The sequence below is a fragment of the Microbacterium sp. 22303 genome (assembly GCF_052045265.1).
Classification (GTDB): domain Bacteria; phylum Actinomycetota; class Actinomycetes; order Actinomycetales; family Microbacteriaceae; genus Microbacterium.
Genome location: NZ_JBQEOQ010000001.1, coordinates 634,539 through 656,140, shown reverse-complemented (window position 1 = coordinate 656,140; position 21,602 = coordinate 634,539). Strand labels below are relative to the sequence as shown.

General features: G+C 70.1%; 19 protein-coding genes and 1 tRNA gene. 13 read left to right on the top strand and 7 right to left on the bottom strand.

From position 1 onward, the window contains the following. Positions 1 to 45: 45 nt before the first annotated feature. Together ettA and ACTJI8_RS03165 are read left to right on the top strand one after the other, a co-directional pair. Positions 46 to 1,725 (top strand): energy-dependent translational throttle protein EttA, encoded by a 1,680-nt coding sequence (gene ettA / locus ACTJI8_RS03170; protein ID WP_440731948.1) that lies wholly within the window; start codon positions 46 to 48, stop codon positions 1,723 to 1,725. A 37-nt stretch (positions 1,726 to 1,762) separates the two neighbouring features. Next, complete coding sequence (locus tag ACTJI8_RS03165) at positions 1,763 to 2,263, top strand: acyl-CoA thioesterase (RefSeq protein ID WP_440732436.1); 501 nt, start codon at positions 1,763 to 1,765, stop codon at positions 2,261 to 2,263. Between the two features lie 45 nt (positions 2,264 to 2,308). On the opposite strand, the gene ACTJI8_RS03160 is transcribed toward ACTJI8_RS03165, so the two are convergent. Further along, positions 2,309 to 3,190: an acyl-CoA thioesterase gene (locus ACTJI8_RS03160; protein ID WP_440731947.1), complete on the bottom strand. Its 882-nt coding sequence runs from the start codon at positions 3,188 to 3,190 to the stop codon at positions 2,309 to 2,311. Positions 3,191 to 3,254: 64 nt separating this feature from the next. On the opposite strand from ACTJI8_RS03160, the gene ACTJI8_RS03155 reads away from it, so the two are divergent. After that, positions 3,255 to 3,920, top strand: a complete 666-nt coding sequence (locus ACTJI8_RS03155; RefSeq protein WP_440731946.1) for a hypothetical protein — start codon at positions 3,255 to 3,257, stop codon at positions 3,918 to 3,920. Between the two features lie 46 nt (positions 3,921 to 3,966). On the opposite strand, the gene ACTJI8_RS03150 is transcribed toward ACTJI8_RS03155, so the two are convergent. The 5 genes from ACTJI8_RS03150 to pepN form a co-directional block, all read right to left on the bottom strand. After that, positions 3,967 to 4,470: an OsmC family protein gene (locus ACTJI8_RS03150; protein WP_440731945.1), complete on the bottom strand. Its 504-nt coding sequence runs from the start codon at positions 4,468 to 4,470 to the stop codon at positions 3,967 to 3,969. Positions 4,471 to 4,521: 51 nt separating this feature from the next. Next, entirely contained in the window at positions 4,522 to 6,192 is a 1,671-nt protein-coding gene (locus ACTJI8_RS03145) for an FAD-binding dehydrogenase (RefSeq protein WP_440731944.1), read from the bottom strand. Positions 6,193 to 6,232: 40 nt separating this feature from the next. Then, positions 6,233 to 6,670, bottom strand: a complete 438-nt coding sequence (locus tag ACTJI8_RS03140; protein WP_440731943.1) for a globin — start codon at positions 6,668 to 6,670, stop codon at positions 6,233 to 6,235. Next, complete coding sequence (locus ACTJI8_RS03135; protein ID WP_440731942.1) at positions 6,667 to 7,887, bottom strand: mechanosensitive ion channel domain-containing protein; 1,221 nt, start codon at positions 7,885 to 7,887, stop codon at positions 6,667 to 6,669. The genes ACTJI8_RS03140 and ACTJI8_RS03135 overlap by 4 nt, the downstream gene beginning before the upstream one ends. A 139-nt stretch (positions 7,888 to 8,026) precedes the next feature. Next, positions 8,027 to 10,633 carry an aminopeptidase N gene (gene pepN, locus ACTJI8_RS03130; RefSeq protein WP_440731941.1) on the bottom strand — a complete coding sequence of 869 codons (2,607 nt, stop codon included), beginning with the start codon at positions 10,631 to 10,633 and terminating at the stop codon, positions 8,027 to 8,029. 196 nt (positions 10,634 to 10,829) lie between these two features. Here pepN and ACTJI8_RS03125 point away from each other — a divergent pair, with 196 nt between their 5' ends. The 7 genes from ACTJI8_RS03125 to ACTJI8_RS03095 all read left to right on the top strand — a co-directional run bounded on the left by ACTJI8_RS03125 (position 10,830) and on the right by ACTJI8_RS03095 (position 18,005). Next, positions 10,830 to 12,005, top strand: coding sequence for a ferrochelatase (locus ACTJI8_RS03125; RefSeq protein WP_440731940.1), 1,176 nt, complete (start codon positions 10,830 to 10,832; stop codon positions 12,003 to 12,005). A gap of 62 nt (positions 12,006 to 12,067) precedes the next feature. Beyond that, entirely contained in the window at positions 12,068 to 12,553 is a 486-nt protein-coding gene (locus tag ACTJI8_RS03120) for a ribose-5-phosphate isomerase (RefSeq protein WP_440731939.1), read from the top strand. Continuing rightward, positions 12,553 to 13,572 (top strand): Fpg/Nei family DNA glycosylase, encoded by a 1,020-nt coding sequence (locus tag ACTJI8_RS03115; protein WP_440731938.1) that lies wholly within the window; start codon positions 12,553 to 12,555, stop codon positions 13,570 to 13,572. Before ACTJI8_RS03120 ends, ACTJI8_RS03115 begins: the two co-directional genes overlap by 1 nt. Before the next feature lie 52 nt (positions 13,573 to 13,624). Next, positions 13,625 to 14,278 carry an FMN-binding negative transcriptional regulator gene (locus ACTJI8_RS03110; RefSeq protein ID WP_440731937.1) on the top strand — a complete coding sequence of 218 codons (654 nt, stop codon included), beginning with the start codon at positions 13,625 to 13,627 and terminating at the stop codon, positions 14,276 to 14,278. Next, on the top strand, positions 14,275 to 15,783 hold the full coding sequence (locus tag ACTJI8_RS03105; protein ID WP_440731936.1) for an amidohydrolase: 1,509 nt from the start codon (positions 14,275 to 14,277) through the stop codon (positions 15,781 to 15,783). Before ACTJI8_RS03110 ends, ACTJI8_RS03105 begins: the two co-directional genes overlap by 4 nt. A 109-nt stretch (positions 15,784 to 15,892) precedes the next feature. After that, positions 15,893 to 17,257, top strand: coding sequence for a sensor histidine kinase (locus ACTJI8_RS03100; protein WP_440731935.1), 1,365 nt, complete (start codon positions 15,893 to 15,895; stop codon positions 17,255 to 17,257). Positions 17,258 to 17,333: 76 nt separating this feature from the next. Further along, positions 17,334 to 18,005 (top strand): response regulator, encoded by a 672-nt coding sequence (locus tag ACTJI8_RS03095; protein WP_440731934.1) that lies wholly within the window; start codon positions 17,334 to 17,336, stop codon positions 18,003 to 18,005. Between the two features lie 36 nt (positions 18,006 to 18,041). On the opposite strand, the gene ACTJI8_RS03090 is transcribed toward ACTJI8_RS03095, so the two are convergent. Beyond that, positions 18,042 to 18,527 carry a Dps family protein gene (locus ACTJI8_RS03090; protein WP_440731933.1) on the bottom strand — a complete coding sequence of 162 codons (486 nt, stop codon included), beginning with the start codon at positions 18,525 to 18,527 and terminating at the stop codon, positions 18,042 to 18,044. Between the two features lie 205 nt (positions 18,528 to 18,732). On the opposite strand from ACTJI8_RS03090, the gene ACTJI8_RS03085 reads away from it, so the two are divergent. The 3 genes from ACTJI8_RS03085 to ACTJI8_RS03075 all read left to right on the top strand — a co-directional run bounded on the left by ACTJI8_RS03085 (position 18,733) and on the right by ACTJI8_RS03075 (position 21,548). After that, the gene (locus ACTJI8_RS03085; RefSeq protein WP_440731932.1) at positions 18,733 to 20,856 is read left to right on the top strand and encodes an acyltransferase family protein; all 2,124 of its coding nucleotides are present in this window, start codon (positions 18,733 to 18,735) and stop codon (positions 20,854 to 20,856) included. A 40-nt stretch (positions 20,857 to 20,896) separates the two neighbouring features. Further along, positions 20,897 to 21,427 (top strand): gamma carbonic anhydrase family protein, encoded by a 531-nt coding sequence (locus ACTJI8_RS03080; protein WP_440731931.1) that lies wholly within the window; start codon positions 20,897 to 20,899, stop codon positions 21,425 to 21,427. A gap of 47 nt (positions 21,428 to 21,474) precedes the next feature. Further along, positions 21,475 to 21,548 (top strand) — tRNA-Ile (locus ACTJI8_RS03075). Positions 21,549 to 21,602: the final 54 nt, after the last annotated feature.

Here is a 21,602-nt window from a genome sequence, read left to right as displayed (position 1 = left end):
GCAGCCTTTCGCAATCGTCGTCACCACGACAGAAGGAGTGCCCTCGTGGCCGAATACATCTACTCCATGGTCCGCGCCCGCAAGGCGGTCGGCGACAAGCTCATCCTCGATGACGTCACGATGGCGTTCCTGCCCGGGGCGAAGATCGGCATGGTCGGTCCCAACGGCGCCGGAAAGTCCACCATCCTGAAGATCATGGCCGGGCTCGACACGCCCTCCAACGGCGAGGCCAAACTGAGCCCCGGCTTCAGCGTCGGCATCCTGATGCAGGAGCCCGAGCTCGACGAGTCGAAGACCGTCCTGGAGAACATTCAGGAGGGAGTTGCGATCAAGGCCAAGCTCGACCGCTTCAACGAGATCTCCGCGCAGATGGCGGACCCCGACGCCGACTTCGACACTCTGCTCGCCGAGATGGGCGTGCTGCAGGAGGAGATCGACGCGGCGGACGGCTGGGACCTCGACTCCCAGCTCGAGCAGGCCATGGATGCGCTGCGCACCCCGCCGGCCGATGAGCCGGTCACCAAGCTCTCCGGCGGCGAGAAGCGCCGCGTCGCGCTCGCGAAGCTGCTGCTGCAGAAGCCGGATCTGCTCCTGCTCGACGAGCCCACCAACCACCTCGACGCGGAGAGCGTGCTGTGGCTGGAGAAGCACCTGCAGGCCTACAAGGGAGCCGTGATCGCGATCACCCACGACCGGTACTTCCTCGACAACATGGCCGAGTGGATCGCGGAGGTCGACCGGGGCCGCCTGATCGGCTACGAGGGCAACTACTCGACCTACCTGGAGAAGAAGGCGGAGCGTCTCGACATCCAGGGCAAGAAGGATGCCAAGCTCGCCAAGCGCCTCAAGGACGAGCTGGAGTGGGTGCGGTCGAGCGCCAAGGGCCGCCAGACCAAGTCGAAGGCGCGCCTGGCCCGGTACGAGGAGATGGCCACGGAGGCCGAGCGGACCAGGAAGCTCGATTTCGAGGAGATCCAGATCCCGGCGGGTCCGCGTCTGGGCAACGTCGTGATCGAGGCGAAGAAGCTGCAGAAGGGCTTCGGCGATCGCTCGCTCATCGATGGGCTGAGCTTCAGCCTGCCGCCGAACGGCATCGTCGGCGTGATCGGCCCGAACGGCGTCGGCAAGACCACGCTGTTCAAGACGATCGTGGGCCTGGAGCCGCTGGACGGCGGCGATCTCAAGGTCGGCGAGACGGTGAAGATCAGCTACGTCGATCAGTCCCGCGCGAACATCGATCCCGACAAGACCCTGTGGGAGGTCGTCTCCGACGGCCTGGACATCATGATGGTCGGTAAGATCGAGATCCCGTCGCGCGCCTATGTCTCCAAGTTCGGCTTCAAGGGCCCGGACCAGCAGAAGAAGGCCGGAGTCCTCTCCGGCGGCGAGCGCAACCGTCTCAACCTGGCGCTGACCCTCAAGGAGGGCGGCAACCTGCTGCTGCTCGACGAGCCGACCAACGATCTCGACGTGGAGACCCTCGGCTCGCTGGAGAACGCCCTGCTGGAGTTCCCCGGCTGCGCCGTGGTGATCACGCACGACCGGTGGTTCCTGGACCGGATCGCGACGCACATCCTGGCGTACGAGGGTACCGATGAGAACCCCGACCAGTGGTACTGGTTCGAGGGCAACTTCGAGTCCTACGAGGCGAACAAGATCGAGCGGCTCGGCGCCGACGCGGCCAACCCGCACCGCTCCACGCACCGCAGGCTCACGCGTGACTGACCCTTCGACGGCCTCTGGGACCGCTGCGGAAGCTCCCCTGACCGCGGCTCCCGAGGGGGCCGCGGCGGGGGAGCGTCTGCACATCCCGATCCACCTGCGCTGGGGCGACCTGGACGCCTTCAACCACGTCAACAACACCTCGATGCTGAAGCTGCTCGAGGAAGCTCGGGTGCGGGCTTTCTGGCGCCCGGGGGAGGGCGAGCACGGCCCGAGCACGGCCGTACTGAGCTCGGGGCTCGACGCCGGTGTGATCACGCTCGTCGCCCGGCAGGAGATCGAGTATCTCGCGCCCGTGCCGTACCAGCGTCATCCCCTCGAGGTGCAGATGTGGTTCGGAAAGCTCGGCGGATCCAGCATCGAGGTCTGCTACGAGGTGTACAACGACGCGGCGTTGGAGGAGCGGGTGCTGTACGCGCGCTCGACGGCGATCATCGTGCTGGTGGACGCAGCGACCGGTCGTCCCACTCGGATCGGCCCGGAGATGCGCGAGGCATGGTCGCCGTTCTCCGGACCGTCGATCGTCTACGCGCACCGCTGAGCGCGGTCGCGGAGTGGCCGGGCCGTCGTTGACGGGCCCGGCTGATCAGGCCTCCGGCACCCGGATCGTGATCTCCTGGGCGACGCTGGCCACCAATGCGCCACCGCGATCGTAGATCCGCCCTGTGGCGAGGCCCCGGCCTCCGCGGGCGTTCGGCGACTCCTGCACGTACAGCAGCCAGTCGTCGACGCGCCCCGGGCGGTGCCACCACATGGCGTGGTCCAGGCTCGCGACCTTCAGGCCAGGCACATTCCAGCTGAGCCCGTGGGCGCGCAGGATCGATTCCTGGATCGACATGTCGCTGAGGTACGCCAGCGCCGCGCGGTGCAGGGCAGGATCGTCCGGGAACGGCGCGCGCATGCGCATCCACACCGCCTGGTGCGCGGACTTCTCGGCGCCCGCACCGAACAGCGGGCCCTCCACATGACGCATGTCCACCGGCCGATCGGTGAGCATGCGCTTGGACAGGGGATGGATCCCGTCGGACAGCTCCTCGTCGGGGAGGAGGTCTTCGGGATCCGGGATGCCGTCGGGCATCGGCGCCGCGTGCTCGATGCCCGGGTTCTCGTCCTGGAACGACGCGATCATCGAGAAGATCGGCACCCCGTTCTGATAGGCCTGCGCCCGCCGCGTCGAGAAGGAACGGCCGTCGTGGATCCGGTCCACGGCGAAAGTGAGGCCTTGGGAGGCGTCCCCGGCGCGCAGGAAATAGCCGTGCATGGAGTGCGGGACGCGGCCATCCGGCATCGTCCGCTCCGCCGCGATGAGGGACTGGCCGAGCACTTGCCCGCCGTAGATCCGCCCCGTAGGCATCGGGTGCGACACGCCGGTGAAGATGTCCTCGGTGGTGCGGGCGTCCGAGGAGTCGAGATCGAGGATCCCCAGCAGCATCTCGACAGATCGGCGGGCGTGCTCGTCGGGCGTCATGGGATCCTCTCCGCGCCGCGACACACCGGGGGACCGGTCGCGGCCGGTTGCTAGTTTAGAGGGCGTGCCCACGCCGCTGATCCTCGCCGATGCCGACACTGCGCGTGATGCGCTCACCTTCGTCTCCCGGGCCGCGCGCGCCGGCGATGAAGGGGTCCGGCTGCAGGCCGACGGAGGGGTGCTCGCGATGACGGCGGCGGCCCTCGTGCCGCAGACCCTGTTCGACGCGACGCCGACGATCCTCGCGATGCGGATCGTCCGGGCCGACCCCGAGTTGCGGTGCGACATCGTGATCGACGAACTCACCACCACCGAGGACCCGCGCGCCCTCGCGCTTCCGGACACCGGCCGCAGCCCCTCCTGGGCCGGCGTCGCACCGCCCCGGAGTGGCTGGGCGACGGCGGGGACGCTCGGCGCCGACGTCATCGCGCAGCGTGCGCAGTGGGGCATCTCCGCTGTCGCGCACGGATCCCCGGTCGGCGCAGGGGAGGACGCGGTCCGCGCGCTGCGTGCCGCCATCTGGGGCGAGCCCGACGAGGACCTCCTCGGGCTGCCCCGCGGCATCGCTTTCGCCGCGCACGCCTTCGGCTTCATCTCCGGTGCCGAGCAGGTGCCGATCACCACCTCCGGCCGCTGGACGCGCCTCGCGTTCGCGCGCGGTCACGTGCTCAGCCGCGGGCCCGCCGCGGTGGGGCTGACGCCGGTGCGCTCGACCGGCGCCGCCAGCTGAGGCGCAGCACGAGTCGGGCGGCGCGTCCGGGTTCACGCCGCGGCGGTCAGCGCCGGACGACCGTGATCGTCGGAGGGGATGCGAGGCTCTGACCGACCACGCAGTACCGCTCGGTCGACGCGGCGATCCGTTCCAGGCGTCCATCGTCGGCGTCGCTGTCGATCGTGATCGTGACGGCGATGTCGCCGACGCCGACCGGCACCTCACGGTCCAGACCGAGCGTGCCGCGTGCGTCCCAGCGGCACTCCGCCGCGAGTTTGACGTTCTGCACGGTCACGCCCATCGCCGTGGTGACGGCGCGGAACGTCACGCCGACACAACCCAGCAGCGCCTGCATGAGGAGGTCCGCCGAGCACGCATCGGATCCGTCGCCCCCGGTCGCGGGGTGCTGTCCAGCGCGGACCGGCCCCGACCATCCGTCGATCGTCGCGGTGATGCCGGGGTCGCGATAGTCGCCGGTCGCGCCGGAGATCACCCTCGCCAGTTCCGGATCCTGCCGGTAGCGCTCCTTGAGCGGAGCCTGGCGTGCTCGCAGCTCTTCCGCGTCCATGCCGCGATCATGGCACTCCCGCCGCGCGAGGTCCAGGCGCTCGACGGGTGCTCAGACCGCCTGCGCCGCCGCGCGCCCGGCCTGGCGTCCCGAGAACAGGCAGCCGCCGAGGAACGTTCCCTCTAGCGCCCGATAGCCGTGCACACCGCCGCCGCCGAAGCCGCTCGCCTCGCCCGCGGCGTAGAGCCCCGGCACGGCTGCACCGTCGCCGCCGAGAGCGCGCCCGTCCAGGTCCGTCTCGATGCCGCCGAGCGACTTGCGGGTGATCACGCGCAGCCGCACGGCGATCAGCGGACCAGCGGACGGGTCCTGCAGACGATGCGGGGCGGCCGTGCGGATCAGCCGATCGCCGCGGTAGGCGCGGGCCGAACGCAGCATCGCGATCTGCGCGTCCTTGGTGAAGTCGTTGTCGATCTCGCGATCCCGCGCGACGACCTCCTCGCGAACCCGCGCCGGGTCCAGGGCGTCTCCGCCCGGGAGCTCCTGCATGCCTGAGATCAGCCGGCCGAGGTCGTCCTCGACGATGAAGTCCTCGCCCCGCTCGAGGAACGCCTGCACCGGGTCCGTGGGGCCCTTGGCGAGCCGGGAGCGCACGAGCAGCGGTATGTCCTTGCCGGTGAGGTCGGGGTTCTGCTCGCTACCGGAGAGAGCGAACTCCTTCTCCACGATCTGCCGCGTCGTCACGAACCAGGAGTGGTCGTGCCCGGTCGTGCGCAAATGCGCCAGGGTCCCGAGCGTGTCGAACCCGGGGTACAGCGGCACGGGCAGGCGCCTGCCGGTGGCGTCCAGCCACAGCGATGACGGGCCGGGGAGGATCCGGATGCCGTGACCGGGCCAGACCGGATCCCAGTTGCGGATGCCCTCGACGTAGTGCCACATCCGATCGCCGTTGATGAGCCGTGCCCCGGCCGCCGCCGATACGGCCTGCATGGATCCGTCCACATAGGCGGGCACGCCGGTGAGCATGTCGGTCGGCGGTGCGCCCAGCCGTTCGGGCCATGCGGCGCGCACGAGGTCGTGGTTGCCGCCGATGCCGCCCGAGGTCACGATCGTCGCGCTCGCGGTGATCTCGAAGGCACCGATCGGCTCACGATCGCTCTGCACGCCGCGGGCGGCGGCGGACGATGCGAGGATCTCGCCCTGTGCGCCCGTGACGACGCCGTCGAGGGCGGTGAGCGCGGTGACCCGGTGCCGTGGGAGCACGACCAGGCTCCCGGTCCGCTCCGCCTGCTCGAGCGCGGCCTGGAAGGGCGCCACGATGCCGGGGCCCGTGCCCCAGGTGATGTGGAAGCGGGGGACCGAGTTGCCGGGTCCGAGAGCGCCGTAGCCTCCGCGCTCGGCCCAGCCCACGACCGGGAAGAAGCCCACGCCGCGCTCCCGGAGCCATGCGCGCTTCTCGCCGCTCGCGAACTGGAGATACGCCTCTGCCCAGCGCCGCGGCCAGGCGTCCTCGTCGCGGTCGAAGCCCGCGTTGCCGAACCAGTCCTGTCGGGCGAGCTCGTAGGAGTCCGTGATGCCCATGCGGCGCTGTTCGGGGGAGTCGACGAGGAACAGCCCGCCGAAGGACCACCACGCCTGTCCGCCCAGGTTCGTCCGCGGCTCCTGATCCACCACGATCACGCGTCTGCCTGCGGCGGTCGCCTCCGCGGCGGCGACGAGGCCGGACAGCCCCCAGCCGATGACGAGGACGTCGGTGGAGTGAGTGGTCGTGGTCGCGGTCATGAGATCTCCGTCGAACTCGGTGTACGTGCGGTGGGCGCCGCTAGAGGACGGGGCGCCCGTCAGGGGTCGGGGCGCCCGTCGTGGTCGTGCGGCTCGGCTCGAATGTATTCACCATCGCATGCGCGGCGCGCTCGAGATAGTCCCACAGCGTCGCCTCGTGGATCGGCGAGAGGCGGGCGTCGTCCACGGCGGCGCGCATGCAGCGCAGCCAGCGGTCGCGGGCGTCCGGGTCGACGTGGAACGGCATGTGACGCATGCGCAGCCTCGGGTGCCCACGCTGCTCACCGTAGGTCGTGGGGCCGCCCCAGTACTGCTCCAGGAACATGCGCAGGCGATCCGCCGCAGGGCCGAGATCCTCTTCCGGGTACATCGGCTTCAGGACCGGGTCGAGCGCAACCTCGCGGTAGAACACCTCGACGAGGCGCTGGAACGTCGCGTGGCCGCCGACCTCGTCGTAGAAGGACACCGGTTCACTCATCGTTCGTCTCCAGGGGTTTGCGGATCCTGCGGGCTCTGCGGATCGGGGAGCGGAGGGAGCGGCAGGCTCTGCGGGGCGGAAGGCGGCGTCTTCGGCTTCTCGGTCTTCTTCGGCGCAGGTGCGGTCGGCGCCGGTTTGGTGCGCGGCGGGGGCGTGGCCGTGGCGGGCTTCTCGCCCTCGGTCTTCTTCTTGCGCCAGAATCCGCGTTCCGGCACCGTGGGCGCCGTCGCGACCGGGTTCGGGCGGGTGCGCGGCGGGTTCGCGCCGTGCACCCGGCGGGCACCCTCGGGGCCGGCGAGCTGCACCGTGGCCATGCTGGGGACGGTCAGCTCCATGCCGAGCATGGCGTCGCGCAGCCGCATCCGCAGCTCGCGGGCGACGTCGTCCATCGCATTCGTGCGGGTCTTCATGACGACCCGGATCACGAGAGCATCGCCCTCGATCGACTCCAGTCCCCAGATCTCGGGCTTCTCGACGATGCGGGTGCGCCACTTCGGATCCTTCGCGAGCCCCTGGGCGGCGGCGAGCAGAGCGTCCTCGACCGCGGGGACGTCCGCATCCGCCGGCACCCCGAGGTCGATGATCGCGCGCGCCCATCCCTGCGACATGTTGCCGATCCGGGTGATCTCGCCATTGCGGACGTACCAGAGCGTGCCGTTCGCGTCACGCACCTGGGTGATCCGCACGCTGACGTATTCGACGACACCCGACGCGAGGCCCAGGTCGACCACATCTCCGATGCCGACCTGGTCCTCGGCGACGAGGAACATGCCGTTCAGCACATCTTTGACGATGTTCTGGGCACCGAAACCGAGGCCTGCGCCGACGGCGGCGGTGAGCAGCGTCAGAGACCCGAGCAGCGTGGGCTCGATGATGTTCACGATCAGGACGACAGCGACCACCACGAGGATCACGTTGACGATGTTCTGCAGGATGGTGCCGAGGGTCCTGGTGCGCTGTACGAGCCGCATGTCCGCGAGCGGGGAGCGCTCCAGCGCCCTCGTGTCGGTGACCTCGGCCTTGGACTTGGCGCCGGCGACGATCCGGCGGACGACGCGGCGGATCACGAAGCGGAGCGCATAGGCGATGAGGACGCAGACGACGATCGTGACGACGCTCCAGAGCGCCTTCATGCCGATCTTGCCGAGGACGTCGAGCGTCTGGGCCCACAGGTCTGCGATCTTGGCGGCCTGATCCTCGAAGGAGACGATATTCATCGTTCACGATCCTATGGCTGCGGCCCTTGGCGGGCTCTGAGCGTCGACGGCGCTGCGCCGTGAGCCGGCGCTGTCCGCTCGGGACGCGACGAAGGGGCCGGAGGAGAGCAGTCTCCTTCGGCCCCTTCGAGGTCGTGCGTCAGCTCTGCGCGGCCGCGGACTCGAAGGCCTCCTCATCGCGCGCCTGAGCGGCGAGGGCGCGCTCCACGTCGGCGAGGTTCTCGAACACGAGGCGGCGCAGCGCGGGCGCGGCGTCCTGGTGGGCGGAGAGCCAGGAGCGGGTCGCGTCGCGCAGGGCGGTGTTCGCGAGCGCCTTCGGGTACAGGCCCACGATCAGGTAGTTCGCGACCTGGAACGTGCGGCCTTCCCAGATCGGGAGCAGGGCGTCGAAGTACTGCGCGACGAACGGCTCGAGCAGTGCGACACCGGCCGGGTGGGTGAAGCCGAGGGCGGCGGAGCGGACGATCGTGTTGGACAGGTCGTCGTGCTCGACGAGCGACGACCACGCGGCCTGCTTGTCCTCGGGCGTGGGCAGCGCGGCGCGGGCCTGCGCGGCGAACTCCGCGCCCTTGGCGGTGTTGTCGCCCTCGAGCGCGGCATCGATCGCGGCCCCGTCGACGGCGCCGACCGTGGCGAGGCCGACGAGCAGCTGCCACGACAGGTCGGTGTCGATCGTGAGGCCGTCGAGGGTGAGTGCGCCGTCGCGCAGGCGGCGCACGACGTCGGCGTGCTCGGGCGTGGTGAGCGAGTTCGCGAACGCCGTCACGAACTGCAGCTGGCTGTCGGAGGCGGCTTCCGCGCTCTGCGCGAGCGCCCACAGGCCGTCGGCGACCCGGGTGCGGGCGGCCTCACGGTGCTCCGGGGTGACGTACAGCGCGGCGGCGGTCTGCAGCTGGCTGAGCGTGGTGCGCACCGTGGTCGACTCGGTCTCGCGGCCGATGTTGCCCAGCACGAGGTCGATGTAGTCGCTCGCGCCGCTCTCGGCGTCGCGGGTCTGGTCCCAGGCGGCACCCCATACGAGCGAGCGGGCGAGAGGGTCGCTGATGTCGGCGAGGTGTGCGACGGCGGTCGCGAGGGAGCGCTCGTCGAGACGGATCTTCGCGTAGGCGAGGTCCTCGTCGTTCAGCAGCACCAGATCCGGGCGCTTCAGGCCCTGCAGTTCGGGAAGCTCCGTGCGGTCACCGTCGACGTCCACCTCGACGTGGTGGGTGCGCACGAGAGCGCCCGTCGCGTCGAGGTTGTAGAAGCCGATGCCCAGGCGGTGCGGGCGGATCGTCGGGTAGTCGGCGGGAGCCGTCTGCGTCACGGCGAAGCGCGAGATGGTGCCGTCCCCAGCCTCGGCGATGACGGGCGCGAGCGTGTTCACTCCCGCGGTCTCCAGCCACTTCTTCGACCAGACGGTGAGGTCGCGGCCGCTGGTGCGCTCCAGCTCGACGAGCAGGTCGCTGAGCTCGGTGTTCTGCCAGGAGTGCTTCTTGAAGTACTCGGAGACGCCGGCGAAGAACGCCTCGATGCCCACCCACGCGGCGAGCTGCTTGAGGACGGATCCGCCCTTCGCGTACGTGATGCCGTCGAAGTTCACCTGCACGTCGTCGAGGTCGTTGATCTCGGCGACGACCGGGTGCGTGGAGGGGAGCTGGTCCTGACGGTAGGCCCAGGTCTTCTCCATGGCGTTGAACGTCGTCCACGCCTCGGTCCACTCGGTGGCCTCGGCGGTCGCGATGGTCGACGCCCACTCGGCGAACGACTCGTTCAGCCACAGGTCGTTCCACCACTTCATGGTGACGAGGTCGCCGAACCACATGTGCGCGAGCTCGTGCAGGATCGTGACGACGCGGCGCTCCTTGACGGCGTCGGTCACCTTGCTGCGGAACACGTAGGTCTCGGTGAAGGTCACCGCGCCGGCGTTCTCCATGGCGCCGGCGTTGAACTCCGGTACGAAGAGCTGGTCGTACTTCGCGAACGGATACGGGACGCCGAACTTCTCCTCGTAATAGGCGAAGCCCTCGCGGGTCTTGTCGAAGATGTAGTCCGCGTCGAGGTGCTCCCACAGGCTCTTGCGCCCGTAGACGCCGAGGGGGATCACGCGGCCGGAGGCGCTGGTCAGCTCGGAGAAGGTCTCCTCGTACGGGCCCGCGATGATCGCCGTGATGTACGAGGAGATCCGCGGGGTGGGCTCGAAGCCCCACGTCGCGACCGCGCCGTTCTGGTCGGATCCGGATCCGTTCGACGCGTCGTGGCGGATCGGTTCGGGGGTGGGGGAGTTCGAGACGACCTTCCACGCAGCGGGCGCGGTGATGGTGAACTGGAACGTCGCCTTCAGATCGGGCTGCTCGAACACGGCGAAGACGCGGCGGGAGTCGGGCACCTCGAACTGCGAGTAGAGGTAGACCTCGCCGTCGACAGGATCGACGAAGCGGTGCAGGCCCTCACCGGTGTTGGTGTACTCGCAGTCGGCGTCGACGACGAGCACGTTCGAGCCCGCCAGGCCGTCCAGCGCGATGCGCGAGTCGGCGTAGGCCGTCGTCGGATCGATCAGCTCGCCGTTCAGAGTGATCTCGCGCACCTCGCGCGCGATGAGGTCGATGAAGGTCGAGGATCCCTCGGTGGCGGTGAAGCGCACGACGCTGCGGGATCCGAACACCTCCGCGCCCTTGGTCAGGTCGAGCGCGATCTCGTACGACTCGGTGTCGACGATCGCGCGGCGCTCCTGCGCCTCGATGCGGGTGAGGTTCTCTCCAGGCACTGCTCAGACTCCCAGGGGGTGAGGGGTTCGGCCGCAAGATTCGCGCTGCTGGCGCCGGCGGCAACCGTCCCAGCCTACGCCAGAGCGCGTGTTGCGGTTTTTCGCGGGTGCCCGCTGCCTCCAGGAGGGCATCGAGTCGGCGCACGGCCGTGGCAAAGGAAACTCAGGGGAAGATGGAAGGGTGAGTGCTCGAAACGTGACCGCAGCAACCGTTCCCTTCGCCTCCGCGCCCGCCGCGAGCGGGCCGGAGTTCGTGGAGACGCCCGTCGCCTATGACGGCATCCTGCTCGCAGGATTCGGCGGCCCGGAGGGGCAGGACGACGTGATCCCGTTCCTGCGCAACGTCACTCGAGGCCGCGGCATCCCGGATGAGCGGCTCGAAGAGGTGGCGCATCACTACCGGCACTTTGGTGGCGTGAGCCCGATCAACGCGCAGAACCGCGCGCTCAAGGCCGCGCTCGAGACCGAGCTCACCCGCCGCGGGATCGACCTCCCGGTGTACTGGGGCAACCGCAACTGGGCTCCGTACCTGTCCGACGCGGTGACCATGGCCGCCGACAGCGGGGACACCACGCTGCTCGCGTTCGCCACGAGCGCGTACAGCTCCTTCTCCAGCTGCCGTCAGTACCGCGAGGACTTCGCCCGCGTGCTGGAGGAGACGGAGCTCGGCGAGACGGTGACGATCGACAAGATCCGCCCGTTCTACGACCACCCCGGATTCGTCGCGTCCTTCGTGGAGGGCGTGCGCGACGCGATCGTCGGCTTCACGGCCGACGGCGTCGACGCCTCGGCGATCCAGGTCCTGTTCACCACCCACAGCGTGCCGACCGACGATGCCCTGCGTTCCGGCCCGCGCGACGTCGACTGGGGCCCCGGCGGCGCGTACGCCGCCCAGCACGAGTCGGTCGCAGCCTGGGTCATGAGCCGCGTGGCCGAGCTGCTGCCCGCGGCCGCCGACGTGCCGTGGGAGCTCGTGTACCAGTCGCGCTCCGGCCCCGCCTCGCAGCCGTGGCTCGAGCCCGACATCTGCGACGTGATCGAGGAGCTGCCCGCTCGCGGTCGCACCGCGGTCGCCGTGGTCCCGCTCGGCTTCGTGAGCGACCACATGGAGGTGCTCTGGGATCTCGACACCGAGGCGAAGGACGCGGCCGCCGAGGCGGGCCTCGCTTTCGTCCGCACGCCGACCCCGGGGGTCTCCGACACCTTCGTCGCCGGCATCGTCGACCTCGTCCAGGAGCGCCTGGAGGGGCGCCCGGCGGCGGATCGCGCGCACGTCACCGCGCTCGGTCCCGCGTTCGACGTGTGCCGTCCGGGGTGCTGCGAGAACATCCGCGCAGGGTTCAAGCCGGCTGCGGCCGGCATCGCGCCCTGACAGCGCCCGGCGGCCGTGTCACGCCGCCCCGTGGTGGTCGCGGCGCTCCGTAGGATTGAGGCATGCGCATCCACATCGCCACCGATCACGCCGGTCTCGAGTTCTCCACGCAGCTGCAGCACCATCTCGCCGAGGCAGGTCATGAGGTCGTGGACCACGGACCGGTCGAGTACGACGCACTGGACGACTACCCCGCGTTCTGCATCCGCGCGGCACAGGCGACGATCCGCGACCAGCGCGCGGGAGTCGAGGCGCTCGGCGTCGTGTTCGGCGGATCCGGCAACGGCGAGCAGATCGCGGCGAACAAGGTCGAGGGCATCCGCGCGGCCCTGGTGTGGAGCATCGCGACGGCGGAGCTCGCCCGCGAGCACAACGACGCGAACGTGATCGCGATCGGCGCGCGCCAGCACACCTTCGACGAGGTCGCCGGCTTCATCGACCGCTTCATCGCCACGCCGTTCTCGAACGAGGAGCGGCACGTGCGCCGGATCGCGCAGATCGCGGACTTCGAGCGCGACGGATCGCTGCTCCCGGACCCGCGCGCCTGATGCCCGAGGGCCATTCCGTCCACCGGATCGCGCGGCAGTTCGCCCGCAACTTCGTCGGCAAGCCCGTCTTCGCATCGAGCCCGCAGGGCCGTTTCGCGGAGGGTGCCGCTCTGCTCGACGGTCGTGCGGTGGAGAGCGTGCAGGCGGTCGGCAAGCAGATGTTCCTCGAGACCGAGGGGGATCTGTGGCTGCGCGTGCACCTGGGACTCTACGGGGCCTGGGACTTCTCCGGCGAGATCCTCGTGGATCCGACGATCGCGTCGGCGAACGGGCGGATGGGCCAGACGAATCAACGCGGCACCGATCTGGACGCATCGTCGATCGCGGACGAGGCGCCGATCCTGGACGACGCGGGCGAGAACTCGCTGGCCTCCATCGGTGCCCCGCGGAAGACGCGTGTGCACGTGCGCATGTCCGAGGCCACCAAGGGGCTCGCCGATGAGGGCGCCGAATGGCCGCCGCCCGTGGTCGGACAGGTGCGCCTGCGCCTGATGACGGACTCGACCTGCGCCGATCTGCGCGGGCCCACCGCCTGCGTGCTGCAGACGCCCGACGAGATGCTCGCCACGGTCGCGAAGCTCGGACCGGATCCGCTGGTGGGCGACGTGGACGAGGGCGAGGAGCGCTTCGTGGCCGCTGTGCGGCGCAGGGCGGTGCCGATCGCTCTGCTGCTCATGGACCAGTCCGTGGTCAGCGGGATCGGCAACGTGTATCGCGCCGAGCTGCTGTTCCGGGCCCGGCTGAACCCGCACACTCCGGGCCGCGACGTGCCGGAGGAGACCGTGCGCGCGCTCTGGCGGGACTGGGTCCGTCTGCTCGCGATCGGCGTCGAGACCGGTCAGATGATGACCATGGACGACCTCACGGCCGACCAGTACCGCGCCGCGATGGCGCATCGAGACGACCGGCACTGGGTGTACCACCGCACGGGCCTGCCCTGCCGTGTGTGCGGCACCGGCATCGTGCTCGAGGAGATCGGCGCCCGCAAGCTGTACTGGTGCCCGCGATGCCAGGCGTGACGGATCCCGCTCGCTGAGGCTCTGGAAGGGCGGGCGACCGTAGGCTGAAACCATGCGCCAGAACCCCAGTTTCGCCATGACGGATGTCGCAGAACTGCGGCGGATCATCGCCGCCAATCCCTGGGCGACATTGGTGGGCCGAGACGAGAACGGCACGACCGCGTCGCACTATGCGGTGCTGCTCGATCCGGACCGCGACGACCTCACGATCGTCGCGCACGTCGGCCGTCCGGACGACATCGTGCTGGGACTCGGATCCCAGGAGCTGATGGTGATCTTCCAGGGTCCGCACGGATACATCTCGCCCGGTTGGTACGTCGACACGGCGGCCGCCGTGCCGACGTGGAACTATGTCGCGGTGCATCTGTCGGGCGTCCCGGAGCTGCTCGACACCGCGGAGAACCTCCGCGTCCTCGGTCATCTCGTGGACCACTTCGAGGGCAGACTCGCCGACCCGCGCGGCATCTGGACACCGCCGAACGACGAGGCGTTCGTGCGCCGGCTCGAGGCGGGCACCGTCGGCTTCCGGCTCACTCCGACGCGCATCACCGCCAAACGCAAGCTCAGCCAGAACAAGCCCGACGACGTGATCGAGAACGTGATCCTCGAGCTGCAGGGCGACGGCGTTTACGCGAATCCGCTGCTGGCCGCCGAGATGCAGCGCGCGCACGACGCCCGCCTCGCCGCGCGGGCGGGCACCCGATGACGGCGTCGGACGTCGGAGCGCACTTCGACGCGATCCGCGCTGTGCGCATCGCCACGGCGGACCGTCGGCTGCTGGCCGTGGATGGCCCGGTGGACGTGCTGCTCGAAGACGGCCGGATCGCCGACATCGCCCCCACCGGAGCCCTTCCGCTACGGGGCGAGGTGCTCGACGGCGACGGCGCGTGGATCGTCCCTGGCCTGTGGGATCACCACGTGCACACCGTGCAATGGGCACTCGCCGCGCAGCGGGAGGACCTCGCCGGCACCGCGAGCGCCGTCGAGGCGGCCGCACGCATGTCGCTCGCGTCCGTGCTCGGCGACGGTCGCCGGGTCGGATCCGGCTTCCGCGACGTGCGCTGGGCAGACCGGCCCGCCCTGGCCCTGCTCGATGAGCACACGGGTGAGATCCCGACCTACCTCATCAACGCCGACGTGCACAGCGTGTGGCTGAACACTGCCGCCTTCCGCCGGGAGGGCTTCCCCGTCGCCGCGGACGGGATGCTGCGCGAAGAGGACGCCTTCGAGATCTCCCGCCGGCTGAACGCCGCGGATCCGGTGGTCGCCGACGAGGCGGTCGCTGCGGCCGCCCGGCGAGCCGCGAGCCGCGGCGTCGTCGGTCTGGTGGATTTCGACATGGCATGGAACGCCGAGGCCTGGGCTCGACGACTCGCGCGCGGCTTCGACATGCATCGCGTCGAGTTCGCCGTCTATCCGCACGACCTCGACCGTGCGATCGCCGAGGGACTGCACACGGGTCAGGCGATGGATCAGGACCCGCTCGGACTCGTGCACGCAGGGCCGCTGAAGATCATCTCCGATGGGTCGCTGGGCACGCGCACCGCCGCCAGCAGTCAGGGCTATGCCGACGATCCGCACAACCACGGCGTGCTCACCGTGCCGCCCGCCGAGCTGCAGGAGCTGCTGCTGCGAGCCACCGGGGCGGGCCTTGAGATCGCCCTGCATGCGATCGGGGACCTCGCGGTCACCGCAGCTCTGGACGCCTTCGCCGCCACCGGGGCCCAGGGCACGATCGAGCATGCCCAGCTCGTGCGCCACGGCGATCTCGCGCGGTTCGGGCGACTCGGCGTCGCCGCGAGCGTGCAGCCGCAGCACGCCCTCGACGACAGGGACGCGGCGGACGCGCTCTGGGCTGGGCAGACCGCGATCGGCTATCCGCTGGCCTCGCTGCACCGGGCGGGGGCGACGCTGCGCTTCGGATCGGATGCGCCGGTGGCTGCGCTGGATCCGTGGCACGCGATCTCGGCGGCCGTCTTCCGCACCGACGATGACCGCGCACCCTGGCATCCCGAGGAGCGGGTCGACCTGCAGACCGCCCTCGCCGCGAGCGCCCGCGGCGGGACCGGCGGTGACGCCGGCATCCGCCCTGGTGCTGCCGCGGATCTGGCGCTGCTCGGCGCCGATCCGGCGACCGCCGACGCGCACGGGCTCCGCACGATGCCCGTGGCGGCGACGCTGGTCGGCGGACGGGTGACGCACGGGGGTTAACCCCCGTGCGGATCCGGCAGCAGGCGCCCTGGTCCGACGCCCGCGGGACGGGCATCGTGGAAGCCGGTGCGAATCAGCGCACCAGAGGCATGGACCAGGAGATCTCCCGATGACAACCGCGACCCGCTCCCTCGACTCGCGCCTCCCGGCGCCGCCGGCCGCGCCCCGGCGCGGATATGGGCGGGCATGGGCTGCGGCGCCCGGCAACGCGCTCTTCCTCGTGCTGCTGTCGGTACCGCTCGCGATCCTGGCGATGGGAGTGACCTGGACCGTCTTCGGCGTCGGCATCGGCTCCCTCGTGCTGGTGATCGGAGTGCCGGTGCTGGTGGGGTCTCTCTACATCGCCCGCGGCTTCGCCGAGGCGGAGCGGGCGCTGCTGCGGATGACCGACCACCCCGCCATCGCCGCGCCCGACTGGCACCGCGGCACGAAGGGCACCGGGTCCTGGGCCCGTCTGACGCAACCGCTGCGGAACGCGCACTACTGGATGGCGCTGCTGTCGAGCCTGCTCGTGCGCCCGATCGTGGCGATCGTCACGTTCGCCATCGCCACGATCTGGGTCTCGATGGCGCTCGGCGGCCCGACGTACTGGTTCTGGTCGTCGTTCATCCCCGACGGCAACGCCGAGAGCGTCTGGGTCCCCTGGGCGGTGCAGCACATCTTCGGCGGGTTCGACCCGTCTCCGGATCCGCATCTGTGGGCCTCGATGCTGTACCTGGTCGTCGGGCTGGTCTTCCTGGGAACGCTGCCGCTCGTGCTCAGCGGCCTCGCACGACTGCACGGCACGGTCGCCGCCGCATTGACTGGGCGATGGGAGTCCGACGACCTGGTGGCGCAGGTCCAGGGTCTGGACGCCTCACGCGGTGCGGCCGTGCAGGCGGAGGACGCCGGGCTGCGCCGGCTCGAGCGGGACCTGCACGACGGCCCGCAGCAGCGCCTGGTGCGCCTGCAGATGGATCTCGCCGCGCTCGAGCGGCGCGCGGCGGACGGCGATGCCGCGGCGGTGGCGGTGCTCGCACAGGAGTCTCGCGGGCACGCCCAGGCCGCGCTGGACGAGCTGAGGGCGCTGGCCGGCGGTGTCGCGCCGCCGCTGCTGCAGGACCGGGGGATCGCCGAGGCGATCGCCGGGCTCGCGGCCGCCAGTGCGCTTCCGGTTCGGGTCGAGGTCGCCCCTTCCATCACGGCGGCACTGAGCCCCGAAGCCGCGCGCAACCTGTACTTCGTGGTCGCGGAGCTGCTGACCAACGCCGTGAAGCACGGGGGAGCGGACAGCGCATCGGTGACCGCGGTCCGGGAAGGACCCGTGGTCCGCGTCACCGTGCTGGACGACGGTCACGGCGGTGCCGCCCCGCGCCCCGGAGGCGGACTCGAAGGCCTTGCCCGGCGGGTGCAGGGCCTGAGCGGCGCGATGCACATCGACAGCCCGGCCGGCGGCCCGACCATCGTGACGGTGACGGTGCCCGTCTCCGCGTGAGCTGCGCCGCCGCGGGCCGCACCGACGGCGCGGTGAGCGCCCGCGCTCTGGCCTGCCGCGCCCTAGTCTGAAGGGCGTGACCGATCAGCAGACTCCGCTGCGGGTGATCCTCTTCGAGGACTCGATCCTGCTGCGCGAAGGTCTCGTGCGTCTGCTCGCCGAGGCCGGATTCGAGACCGTCGGCGCGTATGCCGACGCCGAGGACGTGGTGGCGCGCACCCGTGCTGCGGCCGCGACGGTGGCCGTGCTGGACGTGCGGATGCCTCCGTCGTTCCGGGACGAAGGGATCCGCGCAGCTCTGGCGCTGCGGGCGGCTCTCCCCGAGGTGGGCATCCTCGTGCTCAGCCAGTACGTCGAAGGCGTCTATGCGAGGGAACTGCTCGGGGCCGGCGACGGGGGAGTCGGCTATCTCCTCAAGGACAGGGTCACCTCACTCGAAGAGCTCTCCGGAGCCGTCCAGCAGGTCAGCCAGGGCGGGACGGTGCTGGATCCTCGGGTCGTGCAGCAGCTGATGCGTACCGGACCCGATCCGGTCGGTCGTCTCACCCCTCGGGAGCGCGAAGTCCTCGAGGCGATGGCGGAGGGGCGCAGCAACGCGTCGATCGCAGCCGGCATGAGCATCGGGGTGGGCGCGGTGGAGAAGAACGTGTCCGCCATCTTCGCCAAGCTCGGCCTCGAGGATTCCGGCACCGACCATCGTCGCGTGCTGGCCGTGCTCGCCTACTTGCAGAAGGACCCCCGTCCCTGAGCGGGGCGGAGGTCCTTCCGAGCTGTGCGCCGTGGGTCAGGCGGCGATGTGCGAGACGAGGAACCAGCGGTCCTTCTCGAGGCCGCGCTGGATCTCGATCGCCACGTCCTGGCTGGTGAGGTCGATCTCGTCGAGGCCCTCGACAGCGGCCTTCACGTTGACGAGGATCGCGTCGATGTCGGCGATCACGGCGCGCACGAGGTCGTCCGAACGGGTGAATCCGGCGGGGACCTGCGTCGCGCCGGCCTTCTCGGCGACGACCGTGACGCGGGCGTCGATCGGCAGGCCCAGAGCGACGATGCGCTCCGCGGCGGTGTCGGCGAAGTCTCCTGCGTGGTCGACGATCACGTCGAGCAGCTCGTGCACGCCGACGAAGTTCGCGCCGCGCACGTGCCAGTGCGCCTGCTTGCCGTTCACGGTGAGCGCCTGGAGGCCCAGCACGACCGGGGTCAGGAACTGGGCGGCGCCGGCCGCGACGGTCGGGTCGACGGTGGCCTGGGTGATGGTCTCGGCGTTGCTCATGATGACTCCTCGGTGATCATTCGGATCCGTGCGTGCTGATGTCTTGAGAGCAACGCTACTCGGCTCAGTTTGTTCCGCAAGCAAGCTGAGGCAACGCTAACTCGCAGGTCAGATGCTATTTCGGCAAGGCTGGCCTTCCCTGTGGATCCACGAGCGCACCGCGTGGAGGACGGGAGGACTCAGCGATCCGGGATACCTTCGTCAGGTGGCAACAGCTGGTACCTCCTCCCGTGCGGCCCTGCGCCGACTCCGTACATCCGAAACGCGGGGCACCTCCGCCGCGCAGAAGGTCGGATCGAACTTCATCCCTCATGTGCAGGGTCTGCGCGCGATCGCGGTGCTGGCCGTCGTGCTGTACCACTTCTGGCCGGGACGGCTGAGCGGCGGCTACGTCGGCGTCGACATCTTCTTCGTCATCTCCGGGTTCCTGATCACCGCGCACCTTGCGCGTGAGCTGAACGCCACGGGGCGGGTGAACCTCGGCCAGTTCTGGGCTCGCCGTGCGCGACGCCTGCTTCCTGCGTCGCTGCTCGTGCTGCTGTTCTGCGCGATCGTCGCGGCGATCCCGGTGCTGTCGCCGTTGTCCCAGCTCCCCGCGGAGCTGCAGGAGATCGTGGCGTCCACTTTCTACGTCGAGAACTGGTTCCTCGCGCTGAACTCGGCCGACTACCTCGCGCACGCCGGCGATCCGACGATGGTGCAGCACTACTGGTCGCTGTCCCTCGAGGAGCAGTTCTACGTGCTCTGGCCGCTGATCATGCTGCTCGCGGCATGGATCGCGGTGAAGCACTTCCGCGGCTCCCGCCTCCGCGCGGCGGCGATCGCGATCGGCATCGTCTCGGTGGTCTCCTTCGCGTTCTGCGTCTGGTTCACGGCGACGAATCCGGCGCCCGCATACTTCGTCACCTTCGGCCGGATGTGGCAGTTCGGTGTGGGCGCCGTGCTCGCCCTGGTGCCCCGCCTCCGCGTGAGCAACGCGATCGGCAGCTTCATCCTGGGCTGGGGCGGCATCATCGTGCTGCTCGTCGTGATCTACCGCTTCGACGCGCAGACGCCGTTCCCCGGCTACATGGCTGCGATCCCCACGCTTGCGGCGGCGGCGGTCATCGCCGCCTCCAACACCGAGCGCTGGTGGCATCCGACCCGCATCCTGGCGATGCGGCCGATGCGCTTCACCGGCGACATCTCGTACAGCCTGTATCTGTGGCACTGGCCGCTCATCATCATCGCGCCGTCCGTGCCGTTCTGGGGCCTCACGATCTACCACCGCGTCGCGCTGGTCGGCATCTGCTTCCTGCTGGCCTGGCTCACCAAGAAGTTCGTGGAGGATCCGACCCGCACCTGGAAGCCCCTGACCTCGCGCAAGCCGCGGCTCTCGCTGTGGGCGTCACTCGCTGCGATGGTGATCGTCGCGGGTGCCGCGGGCGTCGGCTGGGCCGCGAACGCGGGCACCTACCAGCAGGGCGTGCAGGCCATCGCCGAACTTCGTGCGAATCCCCCGGCGTGCTTCGGTGCGGCGGCCATCCTCGATGAGTCTTGTGCGGGGACCAAGTCCGATGAGATCCTTCCCGCCCCAGGCTTCGCGGGCGTCGACCGTCCGGAGGCGTCGCAGTGCTTCGTGCAGCTCAACGACGCACGGCCGGTCTCGTGCGAGTTCGGCTCAAAGGACCCGAACGCGAAGCAGGTCGCTCTGATCGGCGACAGCCACGCGTATCAGCTGCTCACCACGTTCCAGGGCATCGCGGAGAAGGAAGGGTGGCACCTCACCACGTACTTCAAGGGCGCCTGTCCGTGGAACACCACGCCGCTGTCCACCGGCGGGGCGTTCGGCGACGCGTGCACGCAGTATCGCGCCGCGGTGGCGAAGCAGCTCGAGAAGCGGCACTTCGACGCGATCTTCACCGCCGCGCTCTCCACGACGCCGTACGCCGCGGGGGATCATGCCTCCTCCTACGAGGCGGCGGTCGCCGGGTACCGCGAGGCCTGGGCCACGCAGACGTCCAAGGGAACGCCCGTGGTCACCGTCGTCGACAACCCCGTCTGGGAGACCGACCCGAACAAGTGTCTGCGCACCCGCGCCCCGAGCGCCTGCGACGGCTCGCGCTCCGACCTGCTGACCGAGAAGGACCCGCTGCGCGCGGCCGCGCATGGTCAGAAGGATGTCACGCTGCTCGACTTCACAAAGGTCTTCTGCGACGACGAGAACTGCCGTGCGGTGGTCGGCGGAGCCAACATCTACCGTGACCAGGACCACATCACGGTGACGTTCGCGAACTCCCTCGCCCCGCAGTACACCGCGGCGCTGAAGAGCGCGATGGGGATCGGCTGACCGGGGACGCGCGCGAGGGCGGGGCGGATAGGGTCGCAGTATGAGCGACGATGCCACCGTCCTGTCCCTGCCCGGCCGAATCCCCGTCATCGATTCCACGGCGTTCCTCGCCGCGGGCGCGAAAGTGATCGGGGCGGTGACGATCGGCGAGGGCTCCAGCGTCTGGTACAACGCCGTACTCCGCGCGGATTCCGCGGAGATCCGGATCGGCGCCGGCAGCAACGCGCAGGACAGCGTCTCGGTGCACGTCGACCCTGGCCATGGCGTCACCATCGGCGACGATGTGTCGATCGGCCACAACGCGGTCGTGCACGGCTGCACGATCGGCGACGGATCGCTGATCGGCATGGGGGCCGTGGTGCTGAACGGGGCCGTGATCGGATCCGAATGTCTCATCGCCGGCGGTGCGCTGGTGCTGAGCGGCATGGAAGTGCCGGACGGATCGCTCGTCGCGGGCGTGCCGGCCAAGGTCCGCCGCGAACTCTCTGCCGAGGAGAGGGAAGGGCTGCGCCAGAACGCCCGGGTCTACCGCGAGCATTCGGCGCTGCACCGCCAGGCGACCCCGCTCTGAGCCGAGTGCACCGGAGGGTCGCCCTGGCCCGGTAGTCTCGAAGATCCGGGGCGGTGGCCAAGCTGGTGAAGGCAGTGGGCTCATAACCCAACGATCGCGGGTTCAAGTCCCGCCCGCCCCACACTTCGAGTCCTGTACGACGCGCGCACCTCTTCGTCGACTTGCAAAATATGTA

Coding starts and splice junctions, on each gene's coding strand:
- ACTJI8_RS03160 (WP_440731947.1), bottom strand. CDS start 3,190: ATGACGCCCGACGAGCACGCCCGCCGATCTGTCGAGATGCTGCTGGGG.
- ACTJI8_RS03150 (WP_440731945.1), bottom strand. CDS start 4,470: ATGGACGCGGAAGAGCTGCGAGCACGCCAGGCTCCGCTCAAGGAGCGC.
- ACTJI8_RS03145 (WP_440731944.1), bottom strand. CDS start 6,192: ATGACCGCGACCACGACCACTCACTCCACCGACGTCCTCGTCATCGGC.
- ACTJI8_RS03140 (WP_440731943.1), bottom strand. CDS start 6,670: ATGAGTGAACCGGTGTCCTTCTACGACGAGGTCGGCGGCCACGCGACG.
- ACTJI8_RS03135 (WP_440731942.1), bottom strand. CDS start 7,887: ATGAATATCGTCTCCTTCGAGGATCAGGCCGCCAAGATCGCAGACCTG.
- ACTJI8_RS03120 (WP_440731939.1), top strand. CDS start 12,068: ATGCGCATCCACATCGCCACCGATCACGCCGGTCTCGAGTTCTCCACG.
- ACTJI8_RS03115 (WP_440731938.1), top strand. CDS start 12,553: ATGCCCGAGGGCCATTCCGTCCACCGGATCGCGCGGCAGTTCGCCCGC.
- ACTJI8_RS03110 (WP_440731937.1), top strand. CDS start 13,625: ATGCGCCAGAACCCCAGTTTCGCCATGACGGATGTCGCAGAACTGCGG.
- ACTJI8_RS03105 (WP_440731936.1), top strand. CDS start 14,275: ATGACGGCGTCGGACGTCGGAGCGCACTTCGACGCGATCCGCGCTGTG.
- ACTJI8_RS03100 (WP_440731935.1), top strand. CDS start 15,893: ATGACAACCGCGACCCGCTCCCTCGACTCGCGCCTCCCGGCGCCGCCG.
- ACTJI8_RS03090 (WP_440731933.1), bottom strand. CDS start 18,527: ATGAGCAACGCCGAGACCATCACCCAGGCCACCGTCGACCCGACCGTC.
- ACTJI8_RS03080 (WP_440731931.1), top strand. CDS start 20,897: ATGAGCGACGATGCCACCGTCCTGTCCCTGCCCGGCCGAATCCCCGTC.